The organism is Fodinicola feengrottensis (assembly GCF_039530045.1).
In the GTDB taxonomy this organism is placed as follows: Bacteria; Actinomycetota; Actinomycetes; order Mycobacteriales; family HKI-0501; genus Fodinicola; species Fodinicola feengrottensis.
In genome coordinates, this window is sequence record NZ_BAAANY010000020.1 from 542,503 (window position 1) to 569,184 (window position 26,682).

A 26,682-nucleotide genomic window follows, 5' to 3' on the forward strand; every position below is an offset into this window, starting at 1 on the left:
GATGACAATTATGGTGCCCATCGTGGCCAACCGGCTGACCGCCATCCTTGCCGAACAACAAAACGCCCTCGTCAACACCGCTTTCTCGCCGGTGGTAAGGGAATCCCTGGACCTGGCCTGCGCGGCCTTTGACTCCACCGGGCAGATGATGGCCCAGTCGGTCGGCGGGACTCCCGGGCATATCAACGCCATCGCCACCGGAATGGCCCATATCGCGGCGAAGTTCGGCCCCACCGAGCTGGTGCCCGGAGATGTGCTGATCACCAATGATCCTTGGATGACCGCTGGCCAAATCAACGACATCACGGTGGCTACCCCGGTTTTCCGCCGGGGGCGGCTGGTGGCGTGGTTCGCGAGTTGCTGCCACTCCCCCGACATCGGCGGCCGCATCCTGTCCGCGTCGGCGACCGAGATCTTCGAAGAGGGCCTGCGGCTGCCGATCATGAAACTCAGCCGGGCGGGTGAACTGAACGACGAGCTGATCGCCATCATTCGCGCGAACGTTCGTACGCCGGACGAGACGGTCGGCGACCTTTACGCCCAGATGGCCGGAAACGACGTCGGCGCGGCGAGCTTGTCGCGGCTGATGGACGAACTTGACCTGGACTCGCTCGACCCGGTGGCCGCGCAGATCATGGACCGTTCCGAGCGGGCGCTCGCGGAGGCGCTCCAAGCCACCGCTGACGGCACGTACCAAAGTGAGCTGCAGACCGACGGCTTCGACGGCCACCCACTCCGGCTGGCCGTCACCGTGACCATCGACGGCCGCCGCATCCTGCTGGATTTCGCCGGTAGCTCACCGCAAAGCCGGCACGGGGTCAACGTGGTGCTGAATTACACCCGCGCATACGCGTCTTTTGCCATCAAGGCCGCGATCGCCCCGGATGTGCCACACAACGCCGGCTCTTTTCGCCCGGTCGAAGTCACCGCACCGCCGGGTTCGGTGCTGAATTGCCTGCCGCCAGCCCCCGTCGCCTCCCGGCACCTCGTCGGCCATTTCCTGCCCAGCCTGATTTTCGCCGCCTTGACACAAGCGTTGCCTGGCCGCCTGCTCGCGCACGGCGCCGACGCGCTCTGGATGTGCGTCTGGCGCGGAGATCCCTTTACCCTGACCACTTTTCACGCCGGCGGCTCCGGTGCCCGGGCGATGAAGGATGGCCTCTCAGCGACCGGCTTCCCCACCGGCGTACGAGCCGCCCCCACCGAGGTCATCGAAGCCCTCACCCCTGTTCGCCAGCACCGCAGGGAACTGCGTACCGACTCCGGCGGTGCCGGAGCTTTTCGCGGTGGTTTGGGACAAACCTTGCAGGTGAGCTGCGGTACGTCGACCCTCTGGTCAGTCAACGCGAACGTCGATCGCCTGCGGTTCCCGGCCGCCGGTGCCGCCGGTGGCCAACCCGGCGCGACCGGCGCCCTGACCACCGGCGCCGGCGAAGCACTGCCCGCCAAACAGCTCGTTCCACTGGAACCGTCCGACGATGTGCTACTGGAAATGCCTGGCGGCGGCGGCTTCGGCGACCCGTATACCCGTGACCCGCGGGCCGTGCTGATGGATGTCGTTAACGGGTATGTGTCCCTTGAGGCCGCACGGTCCGCCTACGGTGTCGCTGTCTCGTACGTCGGTACCGCCGGCGCCCTGGTCCGACCGCCCAGCAGCTATCTCCTGGACCTGGTGGAAACCGCGCGGTTGCGCGCAGAGTGATTCGGCCGGTTTTCCATGCCGGTCGAAAAGGTTGTCTCGCCATCAGGTCACCCATATGGTGCGCACCGGCGACAATCGGCGCCAGATAGCCAAAGGTCACTACAAGGGAATGACATTTGAGAGTCACATCGAATAACCGGGCCGGGCTGCTGGCCCTGACGGCCGCGGCCATGGTGCCGGCCCTGGTCGCGGCGCTGGCCACCGGCGCGGCGGCCTCGAATGAAGCCGGCGCCCGTACGGCCATCGCGGACGCCCGCCCCACCGCCGCGGTCGCGGCCGATGACCGCGGCCAGAGCGACGCGGCCGCGCCGGTGGACGCGCGGGTTTACCTGACCGGCCGGGACCCGCGCGGGCTGACCAGCTTCGCCACGGCGGTGTCCGACCCGCACAGCCCAACCTTCAAGCACTACCTCAGCCCGACCCAGTTCGGCGCCCGGTTCGGGCCAACCGCCGACCAGGTGCGGGCCGTCCGGTCGTGGCTGTCGTCGACCGGCCTCACCGTCACTGGCGCGAACGAGCACTACCTGACAGTGCATGGCAGCACCTCCGCAACGCAGGCGGCTTTTGGTACGACACTGCACAACTTCGCCGCCAAGTCGGGCACCTATCGGGCGCCGACCGGGCCGGTGACCGTACCAGCCGCAATCGCCGCGGACGTGCTTTCGGTGACCGGCCTCGACACCGCACCGCACCGCGCCCAGCCCCACGACGCCACCCCCGGCCCAGAACCGGTAACCGTGCGAGCCGACCCGTGTTCGCAGTATTACGGCGAAAAGAAGGCGCCCGGATACCCGGCCGCGTACGGCTCAACCGGCAACTGGACGACCTGTGGATTCGGCCCGAAGGAGCTGCGCAAAGCGTACAACCTCGACCGTACGCGGCTGACCGGCCGCGGTGTCACCGTCGCCGTTGTCGACGCCTATGCCTCACCGACGATCGCCGCGGATTCCGACACGTATTACCGAGGCCACGGGATGGCCAGCTTCGGCGCCGGTCAGCTCACTCAGACCGTGCCCGCGCAATACACCGACGTGACCAATTGCGGCGGCAACATCTGGTACGACGAAGAGGCCATCGACATCCAGGCCGTACACACCATCGCGCCCGACGCCAAGGTCGCGTACATGGCGGCAGCGTCGTGCAATGATCCGGATTTCATTGATGTTTTCAACCAGATCCTGGACAACCACTCGGCCGACATCGTCAGCAACTCGTGGTCGACGGCGGTGGACGGCTCGCTGACGGCCTCGACCCGGGACGTGTACGAGCGGATTTTCCAGCAGGGCGCGGCCGAGGGCATCGGTTTCTATTTCGCTCCCGGCGACTGTGGTTACAACGACCCGAAAACCGGCTGCGGCGCCGGGTCGACCGGCGACCAGGTCAGCTATCCCGGCGACTCCGTCTGGGCCACCGCGGTCGGCGGCACCTCGCTGGCCACCGGCCCGGACGGCCGGGAGAAGTTCCAGATCGGGTGGGGCACCCAAAAGTCCAAACTCTCCGCGGATCGCACCGCGTGGACGCCTGAGCCGGGCACCGGCTACCCGACCTCGTACGGGAGCGGCAGCGGCGGCGGGGTCAGCACGCTCTACGCGCAGCCCGCGTACCAGCGCCAGGTTGTCCCACCAGCACTGGCAAAACAGCTCCCGGACGGCGCCATCGCGGCCAAGCCGATGCGGGTCTCGCCGGATGTGGCGGCGGTCGCCGACAACAACACCGGCATACTGGTCGGCCAGAGCCAACTCTATCCAGACGGTTCGCTGCGATATCACGAAACCCGTTGGGGCGGCACCAGCCTGGCTACCCCGGTCTTCGCCGGAATCCAGGCCCTCGCCCAACAATCGGCCGGCACCGCGATTGGTTTCGCCAACCCACAGATCTACATCCGTTACGACACCCCGAATTTCGAGGACGTGACGGACACCCCGCTCGGCGCCAACAAGCTCCTCGGTGTCGTCCGCAACGACTACACCAACGTGCACGACCCGAGCAGCCCGATCGCGACCTCCCTGTTCACCTTCGGTCACAACGGCCCGCTGCACGCGACCGCCGGCTACGACGACGTCACGGGTGTCGGCGCCCCCTCAGCGAAATACGCCGACTCGTACTAACCACGCTCCAGCCCCTGGCCACAAAAGCTAGCGTTCAGTGACAATTCGACGCCTCGCTACTCGGCGCACCCGAGTTTTGTCCGCATGGGTGCGCCCAGCCTCGATCCACCGATTCGCGCGAAGAGCGTGCTCACCGGCTCGCCGCGTCGACGCGATGCGTGCGTTTGGCGCACGCATCGCGTCGATGCGGCCAGGGGACACCGAGCGTCGCGGAACCTCATATGGCCGATCCGGGTGGTGATCTCCGGAGAGCTTGGCGTGAGCGGCGCCGTTCTGTCACTACAGCCTCATCTGGAAATCAGCAGTCACATTCGTACCGTCGGTGGAATGGCGATCGTACGCAGGGTGACTTCACTGATGTGTGGATGTCGAGTCACGTGCGCCTAGTGCACGTAACTCGACATCGACGGCTTTGAGTCCACAGTGGATAGTCAAATTCCCATTGGGGACACTTCTCACGATTCACAGCATCTGTAGGAGCAACACACACTGTCCATCTGGTGGGATCGCCGCCAAACAATCGGAGCGCCGCCGCTGGGGCGAGCCACTCCAGCGCCCGCGGTCTCGAAATATCAGCGCCATGCTGCTGAGCCTTACTTCAGAGGCCCAACGTTCCCGCTCGCAAGAGTTGAACGCGCGCGCTCTATGTTTCGTTGGGATTATTGTGAAAGTATCCATTTCCTGATCACCCGTACGCGACCAAACTGTCGGTGCCGGCGGTAGAATTAATGTCATGGCCGCCGGCGATGACCTCACTGCTCCAGAGCTCTGGAGGTGTGACCCGGACGAGTTGGGTGAGTTGCTGCAGGAGAAAGAAAAAGCGGTCCGGCTGCTGCAGGTCGAGGTGTTGGACATTGTCGCGGCGATCCACCGGGGAAACGTCGGCAAGACGCTCGGGCACCGCAACACCCTGGGCATGCTGCAAGACCTCCTGCGGCTGTCCCCCACAGAGGCATCCCGACGCTACAAACGAGCCCTGAACCTGTGCCCCAGCCAAGCCCTCACCGGCGAAACACTCGCACCCACACTCAGCATCGCGAGCCAAGCGATGCGCCGCGGGGAACTCGCCGACTCCCAAATCGACACGATTGTTGGGGTCGTGACCAGGCTCCCGGCCAGGGTAACCATCCAGGACCGTGAAGAAGCCGAAGCGTCGCTGGTGGAACACGCGAAACGGTACACCGCACCCGGCCTGGCCAAAGTCGGGCGACGCATCCATGACCACCTGGACCCCGACGGACCCGCGCCCTCCGAACACGAAAACGAGAAACCACGCCGCGAACAGTCCTTGCACACCGGGACAGATGGACGGCTGAACTTCAGTGGCTCGTTCGACGGTGAAACCGGCACTTTGTTCAGTGAAATTCTGAGCCCACTGGCCAAACCCCGCCCCGCTGAGAATGGCACCCCTGATCAGCGGTCAGTGTCCGAGCGCAACGGCGACGCGTTAGCGGAAGCGTTGAATCTGATCGCGGACTCCGGGAAACTCCCGATTCAGGGTGCCGAGCGGCCGCATCTCACCATCACCATGAGCTGGGACATGCTGCGGGAACGGCTCGGTGTCGCTTATCCGCACAGTGGCGCACCGATTTCCCCAGAGGGCGTCCGCCGGCTTGCGTGTGACGCGGATATTATTCCGATGGTGCTGGGAAGCGACAGCGTACCGCTGGACGTCGGACGCAACGAACGACTCATCACACCAGCCCTACGCAAAGCACTCATAGCGCGAGACAAAGGCTGCGCCCGATGCGGCCGACCACCCCGCTGGACGAGGGGGCACCACGTGCAGCACTGGGCCGATGGTGGGCATACTTGCCTTGAAAATTGCGTGCTCCTGTGCGACCGGTGCCATCGTTTGGTGCACCACGGCGGCTGGGACGTACGCATCGTCGACGGAATCGTTGAATTCCTACCGCCCGCGTACGTTGACCGCGAACGAAGACCCATCCGCGGCATCAACCAACTCGCCGCATAGGAAAACCCACCCGGCCGCCGGGCACCACCACCCGGCGGCCCACGACCCTGCCCAAGCCATCGCCCCATTCTTCTCAGCAGACCCGAACCCGAGAACCACCGACAAACAGCGCCAAATTTAGCAGCGATACTGGTGGTGACAGGTGCAAGTTGTTAGGACAGCAACGTCAACACAGTGGGAACGCAGCGTAGAAGACTCGCTGCCCGGGCGAAGACGGGTGCCGAGGACGTTATCTCGTCGAACCCGGCTCGGTCGAGCCGCAAGACGCCTGCCGGTAACGGAGCAGAATCCGCAGCTTGAATGAATCCCTGGAGGGCGCCGGCGGCATATTCGTTGGGAAGTCCGGAGGTAAATTCATGTCATCGAGCCGACTTGGACAGGTCCCTCGCTGGTTCAGTACACGCGCCTTTACGAGCGCATCGTACGATTGATCAGCCAGAATCTCCAATGACGCCTGGATATCGTCATTTCTCAAAAATTAGCCACCGACAATCGCTCACGTGACGCCGATGCCACCCACCTGGATGCGGATCTCCACTGAGGCCCGAGCAGTTCCGATTGTCTGACAGCATCCAAACTCTGGGAACCTGTCAGTTACATCCGGATCATAATTCCGGCGCGCTCGTGATCGCCACCGCGCCGGGCGCGGTCTGCCGAATGGTCTGGCCGGCACCTGATCAGCGAGGGTGCGACGGTACGGACTTTGGGTGCCATGCGGACGTCAATCTGGGGAGTGAGGGCTACGGAGAGTAGTTGGCATGCATTTCCCACCCGCGGCGCGGGACCTTATCACCCAGTGTTGTCATCGCGCTACGGGTTGACGCGACTGAGCGACGGCGCCAAGATGAGAATGAGTTTCATGTCCATCTGACCGTTCTGCACCGAAGGGACCCACCCATGTCACTGACCGTCTCCCCGGAACTCCTTGAACGCGCCACCGCCGGGCCGGTGGACGACGCGGATTTCGTTGCCTGCATCAAGGAATCCCTGCCGTACGCCTACCGTACGGTGGCACGGGTAGCCGACGATCTGGCCAGCGGGAAGACGGCTGAGGGTCGCCCGTTCGCCGACAACCAGGTGGAGCCGCCGACCGAGCAGGATCGCGGGCAACTGCTGCGCGCCATGGCGAGCGACTCGATCCGGGCCGCGCTGGAGCGGCATTTCGGGATTCGGCTGGCCTTCCAGAACTGCCACCGGGTGGCCGCTTTCCCGACCGACGCGGCCGCCGATGAGGCCCTGAAGACCTTCACGTCCGTACGCGCGCAGCTGCTCAACCAGTCCCCTGAGCTAGTGAACTGCTAACAGCCAGACCCGGCCGCTGTGAGGATCCGACAGACCTCGTCGGAGCCGGTGCAGTCGGCCGGGTCGAGGGTAGCCGCCCGGGCCGCCAGCTGTTCGAGTTCGACCTGCGCGGCCCGCAGTTGCGCGATGCGGTCCGCGATCTCCACCAGATGCGCGTCGATGAGTGCCACCACGTGCGCGCACGGCGACGCACCAGCATCGTGGATGCCCAGTACGCCGGTGATCTCCGCGAGCGTGAGTCCGGCGGCTTGGGCCGTACGAACGAAGCGGAGCCGCGAGAGGGCGGCCACTGGGTAGTCGCGATACCCGGCCGAGGTCCGCGCCGGTGCCGGCAACAACCCGATCTGCTCGTAATAGCGCACAGTTTTCGCCGTCACTCCACAACCTTCGGCGAGCTCTCCGATCCGCATGTCCGCAACGATAGCGGCTTGACCTTCCAGTCAGCTGGAAGGTTTACCGTCAGGCGGACTAAGGAGGATCGCGATGGAGCTTCGCGTACTGGCCGTCTCGGAGTGCCCCCACGTGGCGCTGCTCGACGAGCGTCTTCGCCTCGTGGCGCCCGACGCACCCATCACTCACGAGGTGATCGACGCCCCGGCCCGAGCGGCCGCGGCCGGCATGTACGGGTCGCCGACCTTGTTGGTCGACGGCATCGACCCGTTCGCCGAGCCCGGCCAACGACCGAGCGTGTCGTGCCGGCTCTATCCGGACGGGAACGGCGATTTCCAAGGCGCACCAACGATCGACCAGCTCCGGGCCGCATTGACCAAAACGCTGCTGACCAAGACGCTGCTGCCGCCTGCTCTGCGTACGGTCCTGGCCACCGATCGCCGGCTCGCGCCGCCGCCGCTTCGGACCGCGCAACAGGCGATTCTGCGGGCATTCGCGACGACCGGCCAGCCGCCGGACATGCCGCCGGAGGTCCTCGAAGCGCTGCACGAGGGCGATTTCATTCGGCTCGACGACCAGCGGCGGATCGTCGCCGCCTATCCGTTTTCCGGAGTGCCCACTCGACACCAAGTGGCCCTCGCCGGCGGAGTACGGGTCTACGCTATGTGTGCGATCGACGCGCTCGGGATGCCTCCGATGCTTGGCGTGGACGCGACGATCTCGTCAGCCGATCCAACCGATGGCCAGCCGATCACTGTCGAGTTTCGGGGCGGGCGTACGACCTGGGAGCCGGCGACGGCCGCGGTGGTGGTCGTCGTTCCGACCGTGGATGGCCCAGCGGCCGATATTTGCTGTCCACTGCTCGACTTCTTCGCCAGCCGTACGGCCGCACAGGCCTGGGTGGACAAGAATCCCGGCCAGCCGGCGGTCGTTTTGACGGCAGCCCAAGCGGAACGTACGGGACGAGAGATTTTCCAGCCGCTGTTGACAAACGACAACACCGACGGCCGTCCATAGTGGACGACCGCCGGCGGAGGTGAATCAGGCCTCGACTGACTTTCGGGCCGGCGTACGACTGAGCACCGCCAGCCCGACGGCGACCGCGGCGGCCGCTGGGATCGGACCGAGCAGCAGCGGCGTGGCCGTCGGAGTGAATCCGGCCAGCATGATGCCCAGCAGGCCGCCGGCGATCAGCAGGGTGGCGACGGTGGCCCGCACCGGGCCGACGGCGTCGGGTATACGCGGCATCCGGATGCTTTCCAGCCGGCCGAAAACGCGTACCAATGGGTAGAGCAAGGCGGCCAGCAGGCCGAGCCACAGCGGCGCGGTCAGCCACCAGGTGATGCTCAGCGGAGCCGGAGTGTTGATATGCAGCGCGATCACACAGATCCCGGCGCCCACCATCAGGGCTGTCATATGCCAGATATACACGGTCATCATCCGGTCACTGACGGCGCTGATGAGCCGGTCCACCAATCGTTTCTCCGCCAGTGCCAGCAAAGCCGGCCGCAGGGCCAACGCCAGCGCCAGCAGCCCGACGCACTGGGCCAACAGGCACAGCGTGGGTGGCGCCTGGTTCGACGCTCCCACGCCGGGCAGAGCCAACATCATCACCGGGTACGGCCCGAAGGTCACCATCGCGGCCACCGTCGCGTACGCACCGGCGGCGACGGCCGCGGCACGTTTCGGGGTGAGGAAACCCAACTGGCCGTTGGCGTACATAATACCGAGCTGGTGGATCAGCAGCCAGACGAAAATGAAGTTGGCGTAACCAAAAGAATCAGATACGGCGAGTCGCAGAATTTCCACGATCACCGCGCCGGCCAACAATCCGCCAAGGGCGAGCAAAGGCCGACGAGCCGCCATCTTTTCCGCCACCGGAGTGCACACGACGCACATCAGGTAAACCGGCAGGAACCACAGCACGCGGGCCACCCAGAAGGTCGCCTCCGTCACCGGACCGGCCGGCGCGCCGAGCATTTCCAACAGGTACGGCAGCGGAATCCAGACGGCGGCGACCGCCAGCACCGGGAAACTCAGCCGGCCCAGCCGAACCGAAAGCCACGAGGACGCGGTTTTCGTACGCCGCCGCGCCGATCGCCAGCTGACCACGTTGGCCGCGCCACCGGCGAAGAAAAACAGCGGCATGATCTGGCTGATCCAGGTCACCAACTGAGCGCCGGGAGTCTGCAACGCACTGCTGACCAGGGTTTGCCCGTCGCGGAACTGCATCACCGGCATCGCCCAGTGCTGCAGGACAACCGCCGCGATCGCCAGCACCCTGATCAGGTCGATGAATCGGTCCCGGCCGCCGAGCGGGATACCGGTCGGGGCAGCGGACCAGCGGGACGCCGGATGAGCCGGCGCGGCTGCGATGGTGGCTGGTGTTGTCATGCCCAGAAAACTATGGGCGACCGACCCGAACCGGCGTCCCGCGAGCGGGAGCGATCTTTCCTCACCCCTACGCGCTACCCAGGACCATCCTCAGGTATCGCACCGCTCGCGTGGCTAGGGCGTGTCTCCTCATTCCAGGTGGATGAGGGTCGAGATCCAAGCGTCGTCCTGCGAGTGCCGGGCGGTCGCGCTCATACCTCTGTCGTATGGGTGTGATCGTCCGGTGCTCGCAGGACGGCGCTTGGGCTCGGCCCTCGCCGCCTGGAATGAGGAGACGCGCCCTAGTCCTAGGCGAGTAGGCCGCGTACCAGCCGGGTGAGCGCCCAGTTGTAGTCGGACTGCTGCTGGTTCGCATCGAGCAGGTCGCCGACGGTCAGGTTCCACAATGCCCGCTCGGCCTTGGAAACCTGCGCCGCGGCGAGGCCGGCCTCAGCCAGCAACGCCCGGTTGTGCTTGCCGAGCGCGTCCGAGCCAAAGGCACGTACGCGTCCCTCCGCGGCGATCCGCACCACCCAGCGGTGCGCGGCGAGATGGTCGCGGGTGAGCCGCCACTGCCGGATCAACCGCTGCTCAATGGCACCGCGGCTGGAGGCCAGCGGATAGCTGTCGGCGAATCCGTCTACCAACAACTGAAGCAACTCGTCCCGGTCGACAATGTGCCGGTAGAGCGAGGCCTGGCCGGTGTTCACCTCGTGGGCCACCCGGCGCAAGGTCAACGCGCTCAGCCCCTCGGTGTCCACCAACCGCCGGGATGCTTCCAGAATCGCCGGGAGGTTCAAAGTCCGCGGCGGGGCACTGCGTATCTGCATCCCAGCACTGTAACGATGGTCAGCAAATCGGACATAGCCAAAGTGTTCGCGAACGATGTTCGCGTTGGCCTGGGGAGGACATTTCGGTGTTTCGGACGTCCTATCTTTAGGAAAAACTACGGAGGGTGTCTTACCGAGTGACTATATTCCGGCCAGAAAGGCATCGACCTCGGCCGCGGCCGGCGCGGTCGCCGGGCCATATCTGGTCACCGCGAGGGCGGCCACCGCGTTCGCCCGCCGGACCGCCTCGTACGAGCCAAGGCCAGCCAGCAAGCCGGCCACGAACGCACCGACGTGGGCATCGCCGGCGCCATTCGTATCCACTGTGGACACCCGGTTTCCGGGCACCAGCAAGGGCGGGCGACCGGCCTCGACCAGCACGCAGCCGGCCGGCCCGGTGCGTACGATCACGCCGGCCCGGCCGGTTTCGCCGGCCAACGCCACCGCCGCCTCGACCGGTGCCTGGATACCGGTGGAAAGGGTCGCCTCTCGCTGGTTGCAACTCCACCAATCGGCGCGCTGGTAAACCGGCCGCAACACCTCGTCGGCGATATCGGCGACCAGCGGTCCAGGATCGACGATCACCCTCGCCAGCGGGTCCACTTTCGGCAGCCACCCGGCCAGCGCGGGCCCATTGTGCTGAGCGATCAATCCGTATCCCGACACGTAGACAACATCGCCGGGAAAGATCTCGATTCTTTCCAGGTGCTCGGTGTCCAGCCGGCTCTCAGCACCCAATGACGTGGCGAAACTCCGCTCGCCGGCCGGATCGACCAGCGCCACGTCATAGCCGGTGTCCGCGCCTTCGTACGTCCCCTGCAGCAGCTCGATACCATTGTTTTCCAGCTCTTTGCGGGTCATGTCCCCAAACGGCCCGGTGCCGCAGAGTCCGGCGTACGCGACCGGACAGCCCTGCCGACGAGCGCTGACCATCACATTCAGCCCGCCGCCGGGGGTGATCTCGCTGCGGGTCGCGAGCACGTCACCGCCGCGCTCGGGAAATGCCGGCACATGCATCACGATGTCGACGACAACCGAGCCGACATGCACCAGCCGAGGGAGCGCGGTCACAGCGCCTCCTTTTCTCATCCTGACCGGACAGGGTCAGGGCGATCGCAATCTTAGCGAGCGATAGGTCACTCTGGTGATCCCGCTCGACTATCGTGCGGCGAGCTGACTTCCGTAGGCGCTGATCTCGTCGAGGAAGAGCCAGTCGGCCTGGTCGCCGCCGGTTTTGCTGACGGCGATCCGGATGTGGTCGGCCGTCGTGTCGGGGAAGGCGATCTCGTACCACTGGCCGGTTGCCCACGTCGCGGCTCCTCGATATTGGTAGGAGCCGCCATTCGTACTGGTGTAGACGTCGACCCGGTCCGGCGCGTAGTTGTGTTTTCCATCCTCGAATCTCGCGACCCTGACGAGATTCACATCCCGGACCGCCGGCAGCGCGATATCGACCGTGACCGGTTCCGCGGTCAGGTATTGGACGACAAAACCGAATCCGTCACCGTCGCCGTAGCCACCGGCGATGACTCCATCGGTCGCCTCGTGACCATCGGTGTCGGGATAACCGGGATCAGGCTCCTCCGACATCGTGTAAGCGGCTCCTTGCACGATATTCACGGCCTCGCCGGCTGGCGGCGCGTACGCCTCGATTTCGTCGAGGAAGAGCCAGTCGGCCAGGTCGCCACCGTTCTTGCTGAAAGTCACCCGCAAATAGCGTGTCGCGGATGGTGGGAAGGTCAGGTCGTACCAGAGCCCGTCCGCTTTCCCGACGCTGCCTTTCTGCGTGTAGGCCTGGTTGTCGGTGCTGGTGGAGACGACGACGGAGTCCGGATCGTAATGCTCTTCATAATTCTGGTAGCGGTGTATTCGTACGCTTCCCAGCGTTCTCAGCGCTTCCAGGTCGATGGTGACGGTCGCGGTGAAACTACCGCTGGTGCCAACGTGATAGCCGTACGACCGACGGTCGTCGTAGTGGCCGGCCAACACGCCGTCGGTAGAGAATCCGAGGTCTGGGTAGGCCGCATCCGGGTCCGGCTCGTCGTAGTACTTGCCGCCGGCCAGGTTTTGGCTGGCCAGGTACGAGCCGCCGACCTGCACGTCATTGATCACGCATCCGGTCGTTGGGCAGTTGCTGGCAGCGATGCGTACGTACCGAGCCTTGCCGTTGATTCCGGCGAAAGTGTCACCGCCGCCGGCGGAAGTCGTGGCGTACGCGTCGGCCCAGTCCGTGCCGTTGTAGGAAAGCTGGATCTTGTACGACTTCGCGAAGCCACTCCCCCAGGTGAGCTGTATCGCGTCCACCTGTGCCTGTTCGCGGAGATCGAGCTGCCACCACTGGGATCCCCCCGCCGCCGACTTCCAGCCCGTCGACGCGTCGCTGTCGATGGCGTTGCCCGCGCCGGATCCGGCGGCACTCGTCGACGCGGATGCCACCGACGCGATGGTCAGGTTAGCAACAAAAGTGCGGCCACCAGCCGCCGCGGCGACCAACGCGTTGTGCATTCGACTGACAAAACCGGTGTCCTCGTTGTAGCGGGTCGCGCTGGTGACCAGGGCGGCACTGATCGCTTGGGCAAGTGCCGGTTTCGTCTGCCCGACAATTCGCAGCAGTTCCCAGTCCTGGATGCCGTCGCGCAGCGACTCCAACCGGATCGTCGGCTTGATGGTGTGATGGTCCTTGTCCGGTTTGACAATCCAGCCGTCGCCCTTGGAATCCTGCCCGCCATCGCCGTTCATCGGGTAGTCCCACGCGTCGTACGCCCAGTGCAGATAGCCAGTCGCGCCGGTTTGGTACGCGTACCACATCATTTCCCGCTGCGAATAGACCGGCTGGTCGATGAGCCTGTTGAGATATGACCCGGTCGGAATGTTGCAGGTGTAGAGCCAGAACGGTTTTCCCGAATGGGTGTAGTAGTCGGCGTGGTCGCTCGTCAGGTTGAGGTTCGGAATGAGAATGTTCCGTTTGTCGGCGACGGCCTCCATCGGCGACTGCACGTTGTTCGTGTCGGCGATCCGGACCTGCGGCCAGATGGCGTGAATCGTGTCGGCGGCGGCGCGGTAGCGGGACACCTGGTCGTCGGTGATCTCGTCAGCGATGTGCACCCAGAACTTGTCCTCCCATCCCTTCGCGCGTACGTGATCCCGCAAGGACGTGAGGAACTGGGTGTTCCATCGCTTCACCGTAGCGGTGTCCGATCCCACGTAGTCACGGCTTCGACTGGTCGGGGTGCCGGTGATGATCTCGGTTTTGGCTCCCGTGTCACCATAAATCTCGTAGAACCACCAGAATCCCTCGATCTGGTTGATCGCGTGGTCCCTGTCCATAAAGCGCTCGATGACCTGATCCACCAAGGTCCAGTTGAAATGGTAGGTGGCGCCATCCTGGTACGAGCCACCGTCGACCAGGAGCGTAACCAACGGCACCGAAAGGCTGTTTTCGCGGTACGCACGCATGGAAGCGGCGACATTGTCCATCAGCGACCACCACCCGTCACTGTATTTGTCTATGCCGTATTCCTTCTTGATCGGGTCCTGGGTGTTGTCCGGGCTCAGGAATCCGAGCATGTTCATCCACATGGCCGTGGTGAAGGTGCTCTGGTTGGAATCGGGAATGGTCACATTGCGAACGTCCACAGTGACCGGCACGTTGGAGCTTCCCACGTCGGTGACAACTGTGGCCGTACCGGTATAAACTCCAGCGGGTGTGGCGGCCGGGACGTAAGCCCGAATCCAGATCGGCATCGTCTGGTTGGCCGGCACAGCGGTCGACGCGTCGTTGGACAGCGCGTCCGGAAAGTCACCCGGAGCGGTCCGGATCGGATTGTCCAACGGCCAGTTCTCGAATCCGGCGCGACTGTTTTCGTCCAGATGCTCGAATTCGACGAACTGGTACGCCAGATTCGCGGCGGCGAGGACGTTGCCGCCGCTGCTGAGGTCGCCGAAACTCACCTTCTGAATAGTGAAGTTCGAGCTTTTGCGGATGGCGATCTGCGCGGCCTCGTATTCGTTCTTGGCCATCGTCAGGTCGACCGCGGTCGCCGAACCAGGTGCCGGAAGGCTGTCCTGGAAAACGTTGACTGACGAGTTTTCGGTCCAGACACTGGTGACTGGCACGGCCGCTGCCAGGCTCGGACCGGCGACGCCCACCGTTCCCACCACGGCCGCGGCCACACTGATCATCGCTAACAACCTAAGGGCAGACATCGATTTCTCCCGTCGCCGAGAAGCGAGTTGTGCGGGATGAGAGGGCAGGTCAGTCGCGTACGCGTGAGCTCTGCAGGGAATCCAGCCGCGGCCCGTCCGGCTGGGGCAGGTGGCCGCGGATGACGCCCTCGAACTCGAAACCGGCCTTCTCGATCACTCGAAGACTGGCATTGTTCGCCACCGCGGCACTGACCTCCAGCCGGCCGATCGCCGGCACAGTCATCGCCCAGTCGGCGGCCAGCCGCGCGGCCCGGGCGGCGTAACCGCGGCCGCGAAAAGCCGGATGGATCATGTAGCCAAGAGCGGCGATGCCCATATCCGGCACCGCCATACCGACGGTGCAATCACCACACGCCGAGCCGGTGGCCGTTTCCACGACGGTGAAATGCGCTGCCTGCCCAGTCAAAAGATCTCCGGGCGCCCGACGGATCTCCTCCCGCGCACGCTCCAGGGTCTGGTCGGCCGGCTGGTTCAGCCAACGGCGGGTCTGCGGATCCCGCCAGCACTCGACAAGGCTCTGGGCGTCGGCCTCTCGCTGCGGCCGGATCGTCACCATGCCATCCGTCAGTCCCTCGACCGGCGGAACAGGGAGCAGCCGTACGCCCGGACCAGGCCGGTCGCCGGACAGCCGCCTCCACACGAAAACGTCACCACGGACTCCGTTCGGCGCCCGCCCGGCGGACACCTTCGTGGCCTCGTACGTGAACCCCGCCGCGATCACCGTTCGCTGACCGGCCACGTTGAACCGGTCCGTACACGCCTGCACCCGGTCGTATCCGCGGTCAAACACCCACTGGGTGACCACCGCACCCGCCCGGCTGGCGATCCGCTGCCGTCGCGCCCACGGCGCCGCCCAGAAGCTCAACTCAGCCGTCCCGTTGTGCTCGTCGACCCGCGAGAGAGCCACCCCACCGACCAGCTTGCCAGTCGCCTGATCGACCACCGACCAGGTCAGCTCACCTGATTTGGCAGCTGAATTCGCCAGACCTGGAAGCCAGCGCCGCATCTCCCGATCCGCGGATGCCACGGCTAACTCCGGGAGGTCGGCGGCCTCAGGTTTTCGCAAGACAAGGCCATCGGCGATAATCGGAGACTCATTCACCACAATATCCCGTCCGTCGGCGTGCTGACTGTTATAAGCCCAGCAATGCCGAAATCCAACGTTGGGCCGACAACAAAGCCGGGTCGGACCCAAACTCGCCTAGACCAGTCGCTGCGATGTATCCATCAAAATCGGCTGTCACAGGCAAGAACGGCCCACCCACTGGTCCACGCCAATTCCGTCAGCGAACGTCCGCGGTTGCTACTGTCAGAACTCGTAGGGCAGCCCCACGTAATTCTCCGCCATACTCCGCCCAGCTGCCTCGGACTCCACCACATATCGCAACTGGGACAGCTGCAACCGCCGCCCGAATCGATCGTCGTCCGGAAATGCGTGCAGCATCGACGTCATCCACCACGAGAAATGCTCCGCTCTCCACACTCGCCGCAAACACGCTCGCGAATAGTCATCGATTAACGCACTTCCCCCACCGCTGAGGAAAACAGTTAAAGCACGAGCTAACAAGCGCACGTCGGCCACCGCGAGGTTCATTCCCTTGGCGCCCGTCGGCGGCACGATGTGCGCGGCGTCGCCGGCCAGGAACAATCGCCCGTACCGCATCGGCTCGACCACGAAACTGCGCATGCCGGCCAACAGTCGATCAACAACGGGCCCTTCCCGTAGGGAAAACTCACTCCCGGCCAGCTCCAGTCGGGCGTGCAGCTCGTCCCACACCCGGCTGTCCGGCCAATCCGCGAGACTTTCGGTGGGTGCGACCTGCAGATACAGCCGAGTCAACTCTGGCGACCGCATGCTGTGCAAGGCGAATCCGCGTTCGTGGTACGCATAAATCAGCTCTTCGTGAGACGGTGGCGTCTTGGCCAGAATTCCCAACCATGCGAACGGATAGAGCCGTTCGTACGCTTGTATCCGGTCGGCAGGGATGCTTCGTCGGCTGACACCGTGAAAACCGTCGCAGCCGGCGACCACGTCACACCGCAGCTCCTGCGGCTTTCCCGCCGCGTCGGTGAAAGTGATCCGCGGCTGATCGCTCGTCAGGTCATGCGGCCGTACGTCGGTGGATGCGAAAAGGATCTGACCCTCGTCGGCCAAGCGCCGCGCGATCAGGTCCTTGACGACCTCCTGCTGGCCGTAAACGGTGATTGTCTTGCCGGTCAGCTCGGTCAATGGCATCCGGTGGTCGGCGCCGTCGAACCGAAGGACGAGCCCGTGGTGCGGCAGCCCTTCGGCATCCATGCGGGCGCCGACGCCGACCTCACGGAGCAGCTCGGCGGTCGGATGCTCCAACACGCCGGCGCGGACCCGCTGTTCGACGTACCCGCGATCACGGGCCTCCACCACCACGGAATCGATGCCGGCCAGGTGCAACAAATGCGCCAACAGCAACCCGGCCGGCCCGGCCCCGATGATCCCCACCTGTGTCCGCACGTACGCCCGCCTTCTCCTCGCTGGTGCGCCCAGCGGTCCACTAGATCTCATCAGGTCCACCGTCGACTGCGGCACCAAAGCCCGCACTCGACGTCGAGTGCGGGATAGAGTCCCGCACTCGACGAAAATCCAGCCGCATCCGCCATCTAAGATCCACTTAGTCGACAAGGGGTGGGACATGCGCGTGGTGATCGCGGGCGGGCACGGACAGATCGCGCTGCATCTGGAGCGGCTGCTGGCCGCTCGCGGCGACCAGCCGGTGGGTCTGATCCGGAACCCAGATCACGCGGCTGACCTGCGGGAAGTCGGTGCCGTGCCGGTCGTTCTGGACCTGGAGAACAGCACCGTCGAGCAGGTGGCCGAAGCGGCCGCCGACGCTGACGCGGTGGTGTTCGCCGCCGGTGCCGGACCCAACAGCGGCGCGGCCCGTAAGAACACCGTCGATCGCGACGCGGCGGTCCTGCTCGCGGACGCGGCCGAGGCGGCCGGAGTACGCCGCTATGTGATGGTGTCCTCGTACAATGCGGACAACTACGATCCGGCCTCGACCGACGTTTTCCAGGTCTACCTGCGAGCCAAATCCGAGGCGGACGCCGCCGTGCGCGGCCGCGACCTGGACTGGACGGTCGTACGCCCCGGCAGCCTCACCACCGCGGCCGGGACCGGCGAGATCAGCCTCGGCGACTCGGTGCCGCGCGGTTCGATCTCCCGCGAGGACGTCGCCGCGGTGTTGCTGCACGTCCTGGACTTCCCGGCCACCGTGGGCCGCCAGTTCGAAGTGATCGGCGGGCCGACACCCATCGCGGACGCCGTCGCCAGCTACACCGGCAAACCCTGAACGCGCGTTGTTTCGCTACATTCGACCGCATGTCGACACCCGCGCCGCCCAGCCGCCGGATCTGGTGGATTGTCGCAGCCGCTGCGATCGTGATGCTCCTGGTCTGCGGCGGTGTCGTCGGCGTCGGTCTTTGGGCGGTGAACAAACGCATCACCGCCGCGCAGATAGGCATCCCGCCGCAGGCCGAGCAGGCCGTGACCACCGCGGCGGATCTGATGAGGCGGCTGTTTTCGTACGACTACCGCCATCTCGACGCCGACCTCGCCGCCGGACTCGCTGTCACCACCGGACCTTTTCGCCAGCGGTACGCACAAACGATGGCTCAGATCAAGGCAAGCGCACCGGCCCAGCAAATCGTCATCTCAGCATCGGTCGTCCAGAGCGGCGTTATCTCCTCGCGCGCCGGCAGCGCAGACCTGCTCATCTACCTGAACCAGAACGCTACGTCCAAAACCACCCCGGGCAACTTTCTGACCCAATCCCGCATCTGGGCGACTTTGTCTTACCAAAAAGGAAAGTGGCTGATCAGTGACCTGACGACAGACGCGTCCAAATGGCACCCGCCTACCGCCGACTGGCCGAACGCGACGAGCCGCGTGCCGTTGGAAGCGATGCGGACCTGCGCCCTTGCCCTGTTGAAGGTCGACTACCTGACGATCGATGCCGACCTGGCCACGGTCTCACATTGCGCCACCAGCGAGTTCGCCGCCGACTACCGGGCGACGGTGGCCCGGGAACGCCCCCAAATCACCCAGAACCAAATCCGGACGACCGTCGCTGTCTCGACGGTCGCCGCCACCTCGTTGGGCGCCACCACCAGCCAGATAATGATCGCGGCGGACACTATGACGACAACGTCCACCAGCTCGCCGGTCAGCCGGAGCAACCGTTTCTCGGCCACCCTTCGACTGGTGTCCGGATCCTGGCTGGTCGCCAGCGTCAGCACCGTTCCCTAAATGCGGTAGGCCTCGGCGATCGCGGCGATGTAGTCAGCGTACGACTGCACCAGCTCCGGAACAGCGATCTGGAGCTGGTTCTCCGCGTTTTTCTCCGCATTCGCCGAGAAGTTGTAGCTGCCGGTAGCACAGACCTGATCGGTGACCAGGATTTTGTTGTGCATGAAGTCGTGCGGCCCGGTCGGGCTGTACGGCGTGGAGTGCTTGGGCACGAGGTGCTGGGTCAGCTTCCTCCAGTCCGCGACGACCGCTTGGTCATGCGGGACTTTGGCCCAGTCCCGAGCGATCGGGTCCATCTGGCCGGCGTCGTAAATGCCGCTGACCGGAACCCCTCGGTCGATCGCGGCGGACAGCGCGGCGAGCACCGAATGGGAGGTGATGACCATGCTGGCGATCACGATCCGCGACCTCGCGCCCTGAATGAGCGTGCACAACTCAGCGTCCAGCTGCGCACCGCCGCCGGGGGCGAAATTCCAGCCCACGGTGCCACCGACCGCGTCGGTGCTGCCGCTTTCGTTCTTGCCGGTGTTCTTGATCGCGCCGGTTGACCACAGGTCCTCGAAATCGGCCAGATAACCGGCCGCGACCGGCACCGACTCCACCTGCAGGATGTTGTTCTCCTGCAACGTCCAGGCATCGTCGGTGAAGTTCGTCGAGCCGGTCCACACCGCCGCCGAATCCCGGATCAGGTATTTGGAATGCATCAGCTGCGGCGCGGCCTTGATCGGCTGGATTTGTACGCTGGTGCCACCGAAATGTTCCTGCACCCAGGAGGCCGTGCCGGGCGGCGCCGGGTCGGCCGCGAGCAGCGCGAAGTCAGCCGCGGTGCCAGCCTCCGGTTTACCCGCGTCATAACCGATCCGGACCCGCACACCCCTTTTTGCCGCGTCGGTGAACGCACCGACGACGGTTGCGGCCAACGCGTCGGACAACCGGAAGTCGTAGATCGCGAGTTCCAGCGAAATCTGGGCGGATGCGATGAAATCGGCGAGCGCCGCGGCGACCGCGGTGGGCTGCCCGGCGGCGCCACCATGGGCGGCGTCGCGAAGGAAAATCGTACCGATGGTCGTACTCATAAGAGGATGGAAGCGCTACCACCAGCAGCCGACAACAAACACAGCGTGAATGTGCCCGTAAGGACGAGTCTTTCCGCCCACCAAACGTAAAAATAGCCGTATTACCGGCAGTCAGCCATTAAAGCCAAGAATATTGCATAAAAGACAAGGTCCGAAAACTTCGGTGCGAGCCGAAACGTCGGTGACCTAGTCTCAGCCTCATGATCACCCACCCGCGGCTGAGCACCGCCGCCCCGCTGGCGGCGGCCGGAATCACCGTCTTGCTCTGGGCGTCCGCGTTCGTCGGCATTCGCGGCATCGGCGGCACCTTCTCGGCCGGCCCGCTGGCCCTCGGGAGGCTGCTCATCGGCACCCTCGTGCTCGGCGTTCTGTTGCTGCGGCGTGGTTTCGTCCGGCCCAGCAGGCGTACGCTGCTGCTCATTCTGTTGTCTGGTTTGCTGTGGTTCGGCCTCTACAACGTGGCCCTCAACGCGGCCGAGCGGCACCTGGACGCCGGTACGGCCGCGATGCTCGTCAATGTCGGTCCGGTGGTGCTCGCGATCCTGGCTGGGACATTCCTCAAAGAGGGGTTTCCGCCGCGGCTGCTGATCGGCAGCGGAATCGCGGTCTGCGGCGCGCTGGTGATCGGCACCAGCACAGCCGGCGGCCGGCACGGCGACCTGCTCGGCGTCGGTCTCTGCCTGGTCGCCGCGGTGGCGTACGCCGTCGGCGTGACCGCGCAGAAACCGGCACTCAAGGAGCTCCCGGCACTGCAGGTCACCTGGATGGGCTGCGCGATCGGCATGGTCGGCTGCCTGCCGTTCGCGCCGCAACTGTGGACCGAGACCGCGCACGCGTCCGTTGGCGCCATCGCCGGGCTGGTCTATCTCGGGGTCTTCCCGACCGCCGTCGCCTTCACCACCTGGGCGTACGCGCTGGCTCGTACGGACGCCGGCAAACTCGGCGCCACCACGTATCTGGTGCCGCTAGTGGCTGCCCTGTTGTCCTGGGCGGTGCTCAGCGAGGTGCCGGCGCCGCTCGCGCTCGCCGGTGGAGCGCTCTGCCTCACCGGCGTCGCCGTCACTCGGCTGCGCAAGCGACCCGCGCCGGTGCCGATCCTCGCGAAAGAACCCGGTTGACCGGCCTGTCTGATTGACGGCTGGGCACCGGACAGGGCTCCATACAGAGGTGGATGTCGACGGCACCATCGACGAGCTTTACGCGCTGCCCCGCGAGGACTTCATCGCGGCCCGCGCCGCGAAGGTCAAACAGGCCCGCACCCAGGGCGACGAGCTGGGCGCCAAACGGCTCAGCCGGCTGCGCAAGCCATCGGTCGCGGCCTGGCTGGCCAACCAGCTGGCTCGCGAGCATCCGGCCGAGATCGGCGAGCTGCTGGAGCTCGGCGGGCACCTGCGCCGGGCGCACGCCCGGTTGGACGGCCGGCAGCTGCAGCAGCTGTCCAAGGACCGCCAGCGGCAGGTCCAGGGCCTGCGCAAACTCGGCCAGGCCCTGGCGGGTACGAGCGGGCAGCCGGCCAGCGAGGCGACGCTGCGCCAACTCGAAGAGAGCCTGGTCGCCGCGCTGGCCGATCCGGAGGCGGCTGAGGCTCTGCGCGCCGGCCGGTTGGAGTCGGCCGGCGCCGGCCAAACCGAATGGCCGGCCTCGTTGGTAGCTCTCGCCCCGCTCGCCGCCGAAAAAGCGCCGGCCACTGAGAAACCGCCGACCACCTTGCGGCCGGCCGCTGAGCGGCGCAAGCCCGCGGACGGCCCCTCTCAGCAGCAGCGCGAACGGCTTGCCACGGCCCAAAAAGCGGCCGAACACGCGAGCACCGCGGTGGATGTGGCCCGGATCGCGGCCGACGAGGCCGTCCAAGGCGCCGAGGAAGCCGCCGCGGACGTCGACCGGCTTCGTCAGGAGTTGCAGGCCGCGCGGGAGGCGCAGGCCCAGGCCGCACAGGACGCCGACACCGCTCGCCGCTCACTGCGACAGGCCGAGCGCGCCGATCAGGCCGCCGACCGGGAGCTGCGGGCAGCTGAGCTGGCCGTCCGGGCCAGCGGCGGCTGATCGTGATGCCAGCGCGCAAACTTGACGAATACCGCCGAAAACGCGACCCCGCCCGTACGCCCGAACCGATCCCGGCGAACGACAAAGCGCTGCCCAGCGGCAACGACGACACCTTCGTGATCCAGGAACACCACGCCCGCCGGCTGCACTGGGACGTACGCCTGGAGCGCGGTGGCGTGCTGGTCTGCTGGGCCGTGCCGCGCGGTCTGCCGGCCGAACCGGGCAGCATCCGACTGGCCGTGCACACCGAGGACCATCCGCTGGAATACGCCACGTTTTCTGGCGATATCCCGCATGGCGAATACGGCGGCGGGCGGATGTTCATCTGGGACCGCGGCACGTACGAGACAGTGAAGTGGAGCCCAACCGAGGTTTCGGTGGTGCTGCACGGAGAAAAGGTGGACGGCCGGTACGTCTTCTTCACCGGCGGGAAAAGTCGGGACACCAAGGACTGGATGGTCCGCCGGTCCGACCCGCCCCGGCGGGCTGGCTGGGAGCCGCTGCCGGAGACCCACACCGCGATGCGGGCCACCCGCGGCCAGTTGCCCGCCGATCCGGACCACTGGGCGTACGAGTTCGGCTGGGACGGCCTGCGGGCGCTCGGCCGGGTCACCGGCGGCCGGTTGGACCTGTTCTCCGAGACCGGTGAGACGATCCCGGGTTTTCCGGACGTACGAGCGAAAAGCGAGTGGATGGGCAGCACCGAGGGGTGGCTGGACGGCGAGCTGGTGGCGCTGGTCGGCGGCCGGCCGGACCGGGCGGCGCTGGATCGCCGGCTGGAGGTCACCGACGAGCGGCGGGCCCGGCAGTTCGCCAAGGACCTGCCAGTCACGTACCTGGTCTACGACCTCCTGCACCTGGACGGGAAGTCGACCCTGAAGCTGCCGTACGAGCGGCGGCGGGAGCTGTTGGAAGCGCTGCCGATCGGCAAGGCCGGCTGGCAACTGGCGCCGAGTTTCCCGGCCGCCGCCGAGCCGGTGCTGACCGCGGCCCGCGAACAGCGGATGCCCGGCGTTGTCGCCAAACGCCTGGACTCCCCGTACAACCCCGGCCAACGCACCCGCAAGTGGATCGAAGTCCACCTTTGAGCGTCGAATGCGCGGGATCTGTTTCGATGTCTCCCACGAGAGGCGCCCGTGACGAGGTGCCGGCACCGAAAGGCGAAGCATGAAATACATGCTGCTGATCTACAGCAACCCGGCGACCTGGGCACACCCGATGTTCCTGCACCAGGACGAGGAGCTGACCGAACGCGACCGGGCGAGCCGACTGGCGGCTTTCGAAGCGCTCCTGGAAGACATCCACAGCTCCGGCGAGCTGATCGACTCGGCCGCGCTCGCCGACCCGAGCACCAGCCGGATCGTACGATTGAAGGACGGCGTCGAGGAAGCCACCGACGGCCCGTTCGCGGAGGCGAAGGAACAGCTCGCCGGCTATTTCGTGATCGACTGTGAGAACGTCGAGCGAGCCACCGAGGTGGCGGCGCGTTTCCCGGACGCGAAGTTCGCCGGGGTGGAGGTCAGGCCGATCATGGAGCCATGCGGCATGGAGATGTGACCCAGGAGCGTCGGATCGAGGACCTGCTGCGCGAGTTGGCGCCGCAGGTCCTTGGCGCGCTGATCCGCCGGTACGGCCAGTTCGACGCCTGCGAGGACGCCGTCCAGGAGGCGTTGCTCGCCGGCGCGACGCAGTGGGCCGAGAAAGGCGTCCCGGAGAGCCCGCGGGGCTGGCTGATCACCGTCGCGGCCCGCCGGATGACCGACCAGATCCGCAGCGAGACGGCCCGGCAGCGGCGCGAACTGACGGTCGCCGCGATGGCGCCGACCCAGGACCTGCTCGCGCCGGCTTCGGACGACAAGCCGGCCAACGATCGCGACGACACTCTTACCCTGCTGTTTCTGTGCTGCCATCCGGCCTTGTCGCCGGCCTCGCAGGTCGCGCTGACCCTGCGCGCGGTCGGCGGCCTGACCACCGGCGAGATCGCGAGTGCGTTCCTGGTGCCGGAGTCGACCATGGGCCAGCGGATCAGCCGCGCCAAACAGAAGATCAAGGCCGCCGGCGCCCGTTTCCAGCTGCCGCCGGCCGCCGAGCGCACCGAGCGGCAACGAGTCGTCCTGCACGTTCTCTACCTGATTTTCAACGAGGGCTACACGGCGAGCTCAGGCAAAGACCTGCACCGCACCGAACTCACCGCGGAGGCCATCCGGCTGGCCCGGGCCGTACGGGTGCTGCTGCCGGCGGACGGCGAGGTCAGCGGCCTGCTCGCGCTGATGCTGCTCACCGATGCCCGGCGGCCGGCCCGGACCCGCCCGGACGGCACCCTGGTCCCGCTGGCCGAGCAGGACCGCGGGCGCTGGAATGCCGACGCCATCAAGGAAGGCGTCGACCTGCTGACCCGTACGCTCACCGCCGCGCCCCTCGGGCCGTACCAGCTGCAGGCCGCCATCGCGGCCGTCCACGACGAGGCCGGCACCGCGCAGGACACCGACTGGCCACAGATCGTCGCTCTCTACCAACTGCTCGAACGCGTCGCGCCGAACCCCATGGTCACGCTCAACCACGCTGTCGCGGTCGCGATGGTGCACGGCCCGCGGGCCGGCCTCGCCCTGCTGGAGCCGCTGGACGGCGACACCCGGCTCACCGAACACCACCGCCTCGACGCCGTACGAGCGCACCTGTACGAGATGGCCGGCGACCACATCGAGGCCCTGCGGCTCTACCAGCAGGCCGCGCGACGCACGACCAGCATCCCCGAACAGCTCTACCTCGAAGGCAGGGCCGCTCGGTTGGCCCCGAACCACCGGTGACCTGCGCCATACCGGCGAGATTGGTGTTTGACTTTGAGCGCACTCACAGTTCTAGGGTCGTACCCGTGACCACGACAGAGCTCCTGAACACGATGATCGACCGGGCCAGCAACGACGGTCTTCCCGACCTCGCCGAGATCCTCGCGTGCACCCTCAACCTGGACGACGCGCCGGAACTCCCGCTGGCGGTCGGACAGGTGGCTGAGCTGCTCAACATGTCGAGCCACACCCTGCGCTACTACGAACGGATCGGTCTGGTCACCGTCGACCGCACCAGCTCCGGGCACCGGCAATATGACCTGGAGGCCATCGGCCGGGTCCTTTTCATCACCCGCCTGCGCCTGTCCGGCATGTCCATAAGTGACATCACGGACTACATCGCACTGGTCGAGACGGGCGACTCCACCGTTGACGAGCGGTTGGCGTTGCTCTGTCGGCACCGCGACAAGATCCGCCGCCAGCTGGAGGAACTGAAGTTCACCATGGCCGTGATCGACTACAAGATCACCGTGTACGGCGGCACCCGCTCCGACTGACACCTCTCACCAAGACTCACTCACCGCTCCAAGGAAGGCTTTGCCATGCCAGAAAACACCCGGAACCTGCGCGATCTCCAGGTCTCCCCCCTCGGCCTCGGTTGCATGGGGATGAGCTTCGCGTACGGGCCCGGCGACCGGAACGAGTCGCTGGCGACCCTGAACCAGGCCATCGATGACGGTGTCACGTTGCTCGACACCGCCGACATGTACGGCAACGGCGAGAACGAACGGCTGCTCGCGGAGGTGCTGCGTACTCGCCGTGACGAGGTCAGGATCGCCACCAAGTTCGGCATCGTCATGGACGAGAACGGCCAGGTCACCGGCATCGACGCCAGCCCGGCGTACGCGGCTCGTTCGGTCGACGCCTCGCTGCGCCGGCTCGGCGTCGACACGATCGACCTTTACTACCTGCACCGCGTCGACTCGGTCACCCCGATCGAGGAGACCGTCGCCGCGATGGCCGAGATGGTACGGGCCGGCAAGGTCCGTCACCTCGGCCTGTCCGAGGCCTCGGCGACCACGCTGCGCAGGGCGAACGCGGTGCACCCGATCAGCGCCGTACAGACCGAGTGGTCGATCTTCAGCCGAGACATCGAGGCCGAGGTGCTGCCGGCGGCCCGTGAGCTCGGCATCGGCGTGGTGCCCTACAGCCCGCTCGGCCGGGGCCTGCTGACCGGCGCGGCGGCGGCCGCCCATGACCTCGCCGACGACGACTTCCGCCGTACGCTGCCCCGCTGGGACGCGGCGAACCTGGATGCCAACCTCGCGCTCGTGCAGCGGATCCGGGCCATCGCGGACCAGGTCGGCGGCACGCCTGGTCAGGTCGCACTGGGCTGGCTGCTCGCCCAGGGCACCGACGTGGTGCCGATCCCGGGCACCAAGCGTCGCTCGTACCTGACCGAGAATCTCGGCGCCGTGGACATCTCGCTGAGTGCCGAGCAGCTGGCCGAGCTCTCCAGCCTCACCCCGGCCGGCGACCGCTACCGCGACATGGGCCGGGTCAAGGGCGAATCCGTCTCGGCCTGATCCACCGGCGAACCGTCGAG

At 66.1% G+C, this 26,682-nt stretch carries 22 protein-coding genes; 14 read left to right on the forward strand and 8 right to left on the reverse strand.

The annotated features are described in order from the left end of the window. Position 1: 1 nt before the first annotated feature. From ABD301_RS26665 to ABD301_RS26680, 4 genes are all read left to right on the forward strand, one after another. Positions 2-1,702 carry a hydantoinase B/oxoprolinase family protein gene (locus ABD301_RS26665; protein WP_344313175.1) on the forward strand — a complete coding sequence of 567 codons (1,701 nt, stop codon included), beginning with the start codon at positions 2-4 and terminating at the stop codon, positions 1,700-1,702. A gap of 116 nt (positions 1,703-1,818) precedes the next feature. Continuing rightward, positions 1,819-3,810 (forward strand): S53 family peptidase, encoded by a 1,992-nt coding sequence (locus tag ABD301_RS26670; RefSeq protein WP_344313176.1) that lies wholly within the window; start codon positions 1,819-1,821, stop codon positions 3,808-3,810. Positions 3,811-4,543: 733 nt separating this feature from the next. Further along, the gene (locus ABD301_RS26675) at positions 4,544-5,785 is read left to right on the forward strand and encodes an HNH endonuclease (RefSeq protein ID WP_344313177.1); all 1,242 of its coding nucleotides are present in this window, start codon (positions 4,544-4,546) and stop codon (positions 5,783-5,785) included. Positions 5,786-6,682: 897 nt separating this feature from the next. Continuing rightward, positions 6,683-7,087, forward strand: coding sequence for an SCO5389 family protein (locus tag ABD301_RS26680; protein ID WP_344313178.1), 405 nt, complete (start codon positions 6,683-6,685; stop codon positions 7,085-7,087). Here ABD301_RS26680 and ABD301_RS26685 read toward each other — a convergent pair. Then, positions 7,084-7,497 carry a heavy metal-responsive transcriptional regulator gene (locus ABD301_RS26685; RefSeq protein WP_163569291.1) on the reverse strand — a complete coding sequence of 138 codons (414 nt, stop codon included), beginning with the start codon at positions 7,495-7,497 and terminating at the stop codon, positions 7,084-7,086. The two genes, ABD301_RS26680 and ABD301_RS26685, sit on opposite strands and share 4 nt — an antisense overlap. Positions 7,498-7,570: 73 nt before the next feature. Here ABD301_RS26685 and ABD301_RS26690 point away from each other — a divergent pair, with 73 nt between their 5' ends. Then, the gene (locus ABD301_RS26690) at positions 7,571-8,494 is read left to right on the forward strand and encodes an alkylmercury lyase family protein (RefSeq protein ID WP_344313179.1); all 924 of its coding nucleotides are present in this window, start codon (positions 7,571-7,573) and stop codon (positions 8,492-8,494) included. Between the two features lie 24 nt (positions 8,495-8,518). Here the strand turns inward: ABD301_RS26690 and ABD301_RS26695 are convergent, their stop codons facing one another. The 6 genes from ABD301_RS26695 to ABD301_RS26720 all read right to left on the reverse strand — a co-directional run bounded on the left by ABD301_RS26695 (position 8,519) and on the right by ABD301_RS26720 (position 17,377). Further along, the gene (locus tag ABD301_RS26695; RefSeq protein WP_344313180.1) at positions 8,519-9,871 is read right to left on the reverse strand and encodes an acyltransferase family protein; all 1,353 of its coding nucleotides are present in this window, start codon (positions 9,869-9,871) and stop codon (positions 8,519-8,521) included. A gap of 287 nt (positions 9,872-10,158) precedes the next feature. After that, positions 10,159-10,680 (reverse strand): TetR/AcrR family transcriptional regulator, encoded by a 522-nt coding sequence (locus ABD301_RS26700; RefSeq protein ID WP_344313181.1) that lies wholly within the window; start codon positions 10,678-10,680, stop codon positions 10,159-10,161. Positions 10,681-10,821: 141 nt separating this feature from the next. Beyond that, entirely contained in the window at positions 10,822-11,751 is a 930-nt protein-coding gene (locus ABD301_RS26705; RefSeq protein ID WP_344313183.1) for a PfkB family carbohydrate kinase, read from the reverse strand. Between the two features lie 87 nt (positions 11,752-11,838). Further along, entirely contained in the window at positions 11,839-14,862 is a 3,024-nt protein-coding gene (locus ABD301_RS26710) for a glycoside hydrolase domain-containing protein (RefSeq protein WP_344313184.1), read from the reverse strand. 73 nt (positions 14,863-14,935) lie between these two features. After that, a complete protein-coding gene (locus tag ABD301_RS26715; protein ID WP_344313185.1) occupies positions 14,936-15,988 on the reverse strand; it encodes a GNAT family N-acetyltransferase in 1,053 nt (350 codons plus the stop codon). 207 nt (positions 15,989-16,195) lie between these two features. Then, positions 16,196-17,377 carry a 4-hydroxybenzoate 3-monooxygenase gene (locus ABD301_RS26720; protein WP_279580965.1) on the reverse strand — a complete coding sequence of 394 codons (1,182 nt, stop codon included), beginning with the start codon at positions 17,375-17,377 and terminating at the stop codon, positions 16,196-16,198. 178 nt (positions 17,378-17,555) lie between these two features. On the opposite strand from ABD301_RS26720, the gene ABD301_RS26725 reads away from it, so the two are divergent. Both ABD301_RS26725 and ABD301_RS26730 read left to right on the forward strand, forming a co-directional pair. Beyond that, a complete protein-coding gene (locus tag ABD301_RS26725; RefSeq protein WP_344313186.1) occupies positions 17,556-18,215 on the forward strand; it encodes an NAD(P)H-binding protein in 660 nt (219 codons plus the stop codon). 29 nt (positions 18,216-18,244) lie between these two features. Beyond that, positions 18,245-19,171, forward strand: coding sequence for a hypothetical protein (locus ABD301_RS26730; RefSeq protein ID WP_344313187.1), 927 nt, complete (start codon positions 18,245-18,247; stop codon positions 19,169-19,171). On the opposite strand, the gene ABD301_RS26735 is transcribed toward ABD301_RS26730, so the two are convergent. After that, positions 19,168-20,247 (reverse strand): phospholipase D-like domain-containing protein, encoded by a 1,080-nt coding sequence (locus tag ABD301_RS26735; RefSeq protein WP_344313188.1) that lies wholly within the window; start codon positions 20,245-20,247, stop codon positions 19,168-19,170. The two genes, ABD301_RS26730 and ABD301_RS26735, sit on opposite strands and share 4 nt — an antisense overlap. 200 nt (positions 20,248-20,447) lie before the next feature. On the opposite strand from ABD301_RS26735, the gene ABD301_RS26740 reads away from it, so the two are divergent. From ABD301_RS26740 to ABD301_RS26770, 7 genes are all read left to right on the forward strand, one after another. After that, complete coding sequence (locus ABD301_RS26740; RefSeq protein ID WP_344313189.1) at positions 20,448-21,365, forward strand: DMT family transporter; 918 nt, start codon at positions 20,448-20,450, stop codon at positions 21,363-21,365. Positions 21,366-21,414: 49 nt separating this feature from the next. After that, the gene (locus ABD301_RS26745; RefSeq protein ID WP_163569305.1) at positions 21,415-22,290 is read left to right on the forward strand and encodes a hypothetical protein; all 876 of its coding nucleotides are present in this window, start codon (positions 21,415-21,417) and stop codon (positions 22,288-22,290) included. Between the two features lie 5 nt (positions 22,291-22,295). Continuing rightward, positions 22,296-23,378 carry a DNA polymerase ligase N-terminal domain-containing protein gene (locus tag ABD301_RS26750; protein ID WP_344313190.1) on the forward strand — a complete coding sequence of 361 codons (1,083 nt, stop codon included), beginning with the start codon at positions 22,296-22,298 and terminating at the stop codon, positions 23,376-23,378. A 79-nt stretch (positions 23,379-23,457) separates the two neighbouring features. Next, positions 23,458-23,847, forward strand: coding sequence for a YciI family protein (locus ABD301_RS26755; RefSeq protein WP_344313191.1), 390 nt, complete (start codon positions 23,458-23,460; stop codon positions 23,845-23,847). Further along, entirely contained in the window at positions 23,829-25,097 is a 1,269-nt protein-coding gene (locus ABD301_RS26760) for an RNA polymerase sigma factor (RefSeq protein ID WP_344313192.1), read from the forward strand. The genes ABD301_RS26755 and ABD301_RS26760 overlap by 19 nt, the downstream gene beginning before the upstream one ends. A 65-nt stretch (positions 25,098-25,162) precedes the next feature. Then, positions 25,163-25,633 (forward strand): MerR family transcriptional regulator, encoded by a 471-nt coding sequence (locus tag ABD301_RS26765; RefSeq protein ID WP_279580932.1) that lies wholly within the window; start codon positions 25,163-25,165, stop codon positions 25,631-25,633. Between the two features lie 45 nt (positions 25,634-25,678). Further along, the gene (locus tag ABD301_RS26770) at positions 25,679-26,662 is read left to right on the forward strand and encodes an aldo/keto reductase (RefSeq protein WP_344313193.1); all 984 of its coding nucleotides are present in this window, start codon (positions 25,679-25,681) and stop codon (positions 26,660-26,662) included. Positions 26,663-26,682: the final 20 nt, after the last annotated feature.

Excerpts from the sequence above, each read along its gene's own strand:
- ABD301_RS26665 (WP_344313175.1), top strand. The coding sequence starts at position 2 with ATGACAATTATGGTGCCCATCGTGGCCAACCGGCTGACCGCCATCCTT.
- ABD301_RS26675 (WP_344313177.1), top strand. The coding sequence starts at position 4,544 with ATGGCCGCCGGCGATGACCTCACTGCTCCAGAGCTCTGGAGGTGTGAC.
- ABD301_RS26680 (WP_344313178.1), top strand. The coding sequence starts at position 6,683 with ATGTCACTGACCGTCTCCCCGGAACTCCTTGAACGCGCCACCGCCGGG.
- ABD301_RS26685 (WP_163569291.1), bottom strand. The coding sequence starts at position 7,497 with ATGCGGATCGGAGAGCTCGCCGAAGGTTGTGGAGTGACGGCGAAAACT.
- ABD301_RS26690 (WP_344313179.1), top strand. The coding sequence starts at position 7,571 with ATGGAGCTTCGCGTACTGGCCGTCTCGGAGTGCCCCCACGTGGCGCTG.
- ABD301_RS26695 (WP_344313180.1), bottom strand. The coding sequence starts at position 9,871 with ATGACAACACCAGCCACCATCGCAGCCGCGCCGGCTCATCCGGCGTCC.
- ABD301_RS26700 (WP_344313181.1), bottom strand. The coding sequence starts at position 10,680 with ATGCAGATACGCAGTGCCCCGCCGCGGACTTTGAACCTCCCGGCGATT.
- ABD301_RS26710 (WP_344313184.1), bottom strand. The coding sequence starts at position 14,862 with ATGATCAGTGTGGCCGCGGCCGTGGTGGGAACGGTGGGCGTCGCCGGT.
- ABD301_RS26725 (WP_344313186.1), top strand. The coding sequence starts at position 17,556 with ATGCGCGTGGTGATCGCGGGCGGGCACGGACAGATCGCGCTGCATCTG.
- ABD301_RS26730 (WP_344313187.1), top strand. The coding sequence starts at position 18,245 with ATGTCGACACCCGCGCCGCCCAGCCGCCGGATCTGGTGGATTGTCGCA.
- ABD301_RS26735 (WP_344313188.1), bottom strand. The coding sequence starts at position 20,247 with ATGAGTACGACCATCGGTACGATTTTCCTTCGCGACGCCGCCCATGGT.
- ABD301_RS26740 (WP_344313189.1), top strand. The coding sequence starts at position 20,448 with ATGATCACCCACCCGCGGCTGAGCACCGCCGCCCCGCTGGCGGCGGCC.
- ABD301_RS26750 (WP_344313190.1), top strand. The coding sequence starts at position 22,296 with ATGCCAGCGCGCAAACTTGACGAATACCGCCGAAAACGCGACCCCGCC.
- ABD301_RS26755 (WP_344313191.1), top strand. The coding sequence starts at position 23,458 with ATGAAATACATGCTGCTGATCTACAGCAACCCGGCGACCTGGGCACAC.
- ABD301_RS26760 (WP_344313192.1), top strand. The coding sequence starts at position 23,829 with ATGCGGCATGGAGATGTGACCCAGGAGCGTCGGATCGAGGACCTGCTG.
- ABD301_RS26770 (WP_344313193.1), top strand. The coding sequence starts at position 25,679 with ATGCCAGAAAACACCCGGAACCTGCGCGATCTCCAGGTCTCCCCCCTC.